General features: G+C 43.7%; 5 protein-coding genes. 2 read left to right on the top strand and 3 right to left on the bottom strand.

Annotation, left to right across the window (positions count from 1 at the left end; all coding sequences use genetic code 11):
* Positions 1-13: 13 nt before the first annotated feature.
* The 3 genes from IQ229_RS18270 to IQ229_RS18260 form a co-directional block, all read right to left on the bottom strand.
* Positions 14-1,438 (bottom strand): sensor histidine kinase, encoded by a 1,425-nt coding sequence (locus IQ229_RS18270; protein ID WP_194046152.1) that lies wholly within the window; start codon positions 1,436-1,438, stop codon positions 14-16.
* 8 nt (positions 1,439-1,446) lie between these two features.
* The gene (locus IQ229_RS18265) at positions 1,447-1,815 is read right to left on the bottom strand and encodes a response regulator transcription factor (protein ID WP_190897174.1); all 369 of its coding nucleotides are present in this window, start codon (positions 1,813-1,815) and stop codon (positions 1,447-1,449) included.
* Positions 1,816-2,138: 323 nt separating this feature from the next.
* Positions 2,139-2,333, bottom strand: coding sequence for a hypothetical protein (locus tag IQ229_RS18260; protein WP_194046150.1), 195 nt, complete (start codon positions 2,331-2,333; stop codon positions 2,139-2,141).
* 175 nt (positions 2,334-2,508) lie between these two features.
* Between IQ229_RS18260 and IQ229_RS18255 the strand changes: the two genes are divergently transcribed.
* Both IQ229_RS18255 and IQ229_RS18250 read left to right on the top strand, forming a co-directional pair.
* Positions 2,509-2,808, top strand: a complete 300-nt coding sequence (locus IQ229_RS18255; RefSeq protein WP_194046148.1) for an ArsR/SmtB family transcription factor — start codon at positions 2,509-2,511, stop codon at positions 2,806-2,808.
* Between the two features lie 33 nt (positions 2,809-2,841).
* Positions 2,842-3,580: phosphate ABC transporter substrate-binding protein (locus IQ229_RS18250; protein ID WP_194046146.1), on the top strand; the 739-nt coding region annotated here is incomplete at its 3' end.

The raw sequence follows: 3,580 nt of genomic DNA, 5'->3' as shown, positions 1-3,580 counted from the left end.
TAAGAGACAGCTATTATTCCTGCGCTTTTAGGGGCAGGAAAATTATAAAAGTTGCGCCTTGGCTGGCGATGCTGTTAGCTGTAATGCTGCCTTGATGAGCTTCTATAATGCGCTTGGCGATCGCTAACCCTAAACCGCTGCTACTGCCTTTACGTGAAGGGTCTGTTGTATAAAACTGCTCAAAAATTCGGGGCAAATCACCCTCACTGATACCTGCTCCCTGGTCTTGAATTTTCAAAACTGCTTGTTTATTCTCGCTGTACCCAGAAATAAAGACCAAAGAATCGGGTACTGAATGTTTGATAGCGTTGTCTAGCACATTTAAAATAGCCTGTAATAACCGTTCTGGATCGCCTTGTAGTTGTAAATCAGCCACGTTTAGGCGCACAGATACGCCAATAGCTTGCATTCGAGGCTCCATCGCACTGACAGCACGGTTAATCAGACCTTGCAGTGAGAAGGTTTGCTGTTCAAGTTGAGTAATTCCTGCTTCTAAGCGTCCGAGATCGAGCAGGTCATGAATCAGTCGTGATAAGCGTTTGATTTCGTTCTCAATAGTCTGAAAGAAGCGATCGCGCAATTCCGGTTCTTCATAAGCGCCACTTCTGAGTGCGTCTATCGTTACCTGAACGTTGCTGATGGGTGTGCGAAGTTCGTGGGAGACATTTGCTAGAAAAGCCCGGCGCTCTTGATCTAGGGAAGCCAAGCGTTCACTCATCCGGTTTAGCTCTGTTGCTAACTGATCTAACTCATTGTTTTCATGGATAATTAGCTTGTCACCAAAATGACCACCACCTAAGCGGATCGCAAAGTTCCGCATAGTTTCAATTGGTTTTGAGAGACTCCGAGCAAAGCGAGTACTGATTAGCGCACATAGCAAGATTGTCAGCGCCAGCGTTCCCAAAACACTCCAAATCACCCTAGCGAACTGACGCTGAAGGTGATCTAAAGACATGGACATTCGTAGCACGCCCAGTAATTGACCATTACGCACAATTGGTCTAGCAATGTATAGGCGATCTTCAGTTGATAAAATCCCTTTTGCGACTCCTTGCGCCGGACGATTTTGTAGAGCTTCCGATACTCCCGTAACTTTGTACCAGTCTTTAACCAGTTTGTCTAGGCGTGGGTCAGAAGTTGCCAGAAGACGACCATGTTGATCAAAAATGCGAAGCGCCACAGTTTGTGGCGCTCCATACCGCTTTACCAGTAATTCTACCCGTTGCAGATTCTTTTCTTCTAAAGCATCAGCTGCACTCTCACTCAAGGCAGCTGTCCAGTTATCCAAATCTGTTTGCCGCGATCGCATGAAGTAGGCATGGAACGACCACAGAATATAGCCCGCCATCACCGAGGTTCCCAAGGTGATCAGTAACAGGTAAGTGGCTAACAGCCGAGCATGAATCGAATTTAGTTTGATGCGAGGCAACCAGATCATCTTTAAAACTAATCCCCAGAACGACGGCGCAACACTGCTTTGATCCGCGCCAGTAGTTCACGGGTGTTGAATGGCTTGGTTACATAATCATCAGCTCCTGCTTCCAAGCCCCAAATTTTATCAATATCTTGATCTTTTGCTGTCAGCATGACAATGGGAACATCCGAAAATGCCCTAATTCGCCAACAAACCTCCATGCCGCCAACCTCCGGCAGCATGAGGTCGAGCAAAATTACATCTGGTACTTCCTTGTGAAACTGTTTGATGGCACTATGCCCATCTGCTGCCGTTGTCACTGTATAACCTTCTTTTTGCAGCGTGTAAGTTAGGCTTTCGCGTAGGGGTGCTTCATCATCCACTAATAATATATGCGGCATTTTAGATTAGCAATTAGTCCAGCATTCAATCCTAATTTTACCTTCTCAAGTAGCCGTTTCTCTGGCATCCTTCTCAGGACACAAAGTGATTACTCCGAATTACGTAGGATGAATTTATTCTCCGAATTGTCCATTTTTTAAAGACGATGATGGAACACTATTTAGAACAGCCGTATGTTGTAGGTGAACCGCAGAGGCGCAGAGGAAACAGAGAAAAGAGAAAAAATGCTTAACCCAAGCGTATTGACTTCTAGACGATCTATTAAGCATCGTCTAGAAGTTAGTTTAAAACTTGCCCTTGACTCTGACTTTCACATAATTTGTCATCTGTCTTGAGAAACACGGTGTAATGTTCTCTCTCCCATTATTGCGTGCTTTGGATTATCAACCAATCCTGTATCTAGTAACATTACACCAAAAAGTATCGCCCAGCCCAGAGCGCGTTGTATTGTTGCCTCAGAAACATTTGAGTATTCTGCCAGTGCTTGGGAGCGTGCTTTTGGATCGCTAAACAGCATCCATTAATATTTGCAGTTGAACCGGATAGTTACCAAATATGAGACACTACTAAGCATGAATACAATTTCATATGAACGCTAATTTGTGAGAAAAGTGCTAATAAATTTTAATTGTCAACTGTCTAATTATTGCTATTTATGCTGAAAATAAGGAAAACTTATCGTTTTTAGGGCAATGCAAAATAGTACAAATTTAAGCATCGATTGTGTAGACAAGCTTAAGGTACTGGGAGATGAAACCCGTTTGGCAGTTTTACAACTTTTGATTGACAGTCCTAAGCGAGTGGGAGAGATGAATGCGATTTTGCATTTGGAGCAAAGTCTGCTCTCTCATCATTTACAGGTTTTGCGTCGAGCCAAATTAGTTGTGCGGGAGCGAGATGGCAAAGCATTTCTCTATCGTCTTGCCCCTCAAGTCGAAGTAGCTACAGGCAAGGCTTTAAACCTCGGCTGTTGTGTTCTCTCGTTCAACTAAAACCCGGAATATTTATAGAAATAAAGGGAGAAGATGAAACATTCACAAATTTCGGCGATCGCAATAGGATTAGTGACAAGCATTTGGTTGCAAGGTTGTTCTCAACCTCCGCAAGCAGTCACAAATGATGGAAATAGGCTACAAGGAAAATTGGTACTTACTGGTTCAAGTACGATCGCACCATTAGCAGCAGAAATTGGCAAAAAGTTTGAATCGCAACATTCCGGTGTGCGAGTTGATGTGCAATCAGGCGGTTCTTCTCGTGGTATTGCAGATGCTCGTCAAGGTGTAGCCAATATTGGCATGGTTTCCCGTGCTTTAAAGCCCGAAGAAAAAGATTTAAAAGCGTTTTCCATCGCTCGTGATGGAGTAACGGTGATTCTCCATCAGGAAAATCCCGTGCCATCCCTAACTGACAAGCAAATTGTAGATATTTACACAGGCAAGGTGAATAACTGGAAACAGCTAGGGGGTAAGGATGGGGCAATTACAGTTGTTAATAAAGCCGAAGGACGTTCTACCCTGGAATTATTTACCCACTACTTCAAGCTAAAAAATACTGACATCAAAGCACAAGTAGTGATTGGTGATAATGAGCAAGGAATTAAGACTGTAGCCGGAAACCCAAATGGTATTGGCTATGTTTCCATTGGCTCGGCAGAAAATAGCGCCGCCAATAAAGAACCAATCAAATTACTACCTGTAAACGGTGTAGCAGCAACAACAGCTAATGTACAAAACGGAAGCTTTCCTATTTCTCGACCGCTTAACT

It is taken from the genome of Nostoc cf. edaphicum LEGE 07299, assembly GCF_015207245.1.
GTDB classification, from domain to species: Bacteria; Cyanobacteriota; Cyanobacteriia; order Cyanobacteriales; family Nostocaceae; genus Nostoc; species Nostoc edaphicum_B.
The sequence above is the reverse complement of the archived record's forward strand: the minus strand, read 5'-3'. Positions and strand labels throughout refer to the sequence as shown.

Excerpts from the sequence above, each read along its gene's own strand:
- IQ229_RS18255 (WP_194046148.1), top strand. The coding sequence starts at position 2,509 with ATGCAAAATAGTACAAATTTAAGCATCGATTGTGTAGACAAGCTTAAG.
- IQ229_RS18260 (WP_194046150.1), bottom strand. The coding sequence starts at position 2,333 with ATGCTGTTTAGCGATCCAAAAGCACGCTCCCAAGCACTGGCAGAATAC.
- IQ229_RS18265 (WP_190897174.1), bottom strand. The coding sequence starts at position 1,815 with ATGCCGCATATATTATTAGTGGATGATGAAGCACCCCTACGCGAAAGC.
- IQ229_RS18270 (WP_194046152.1), bottom strand. The coding sequence starts at position 1,438 with ATGATCTGGTTGCCTCGCATCAAACTAAATTCGATTCATGCTCGGCTG.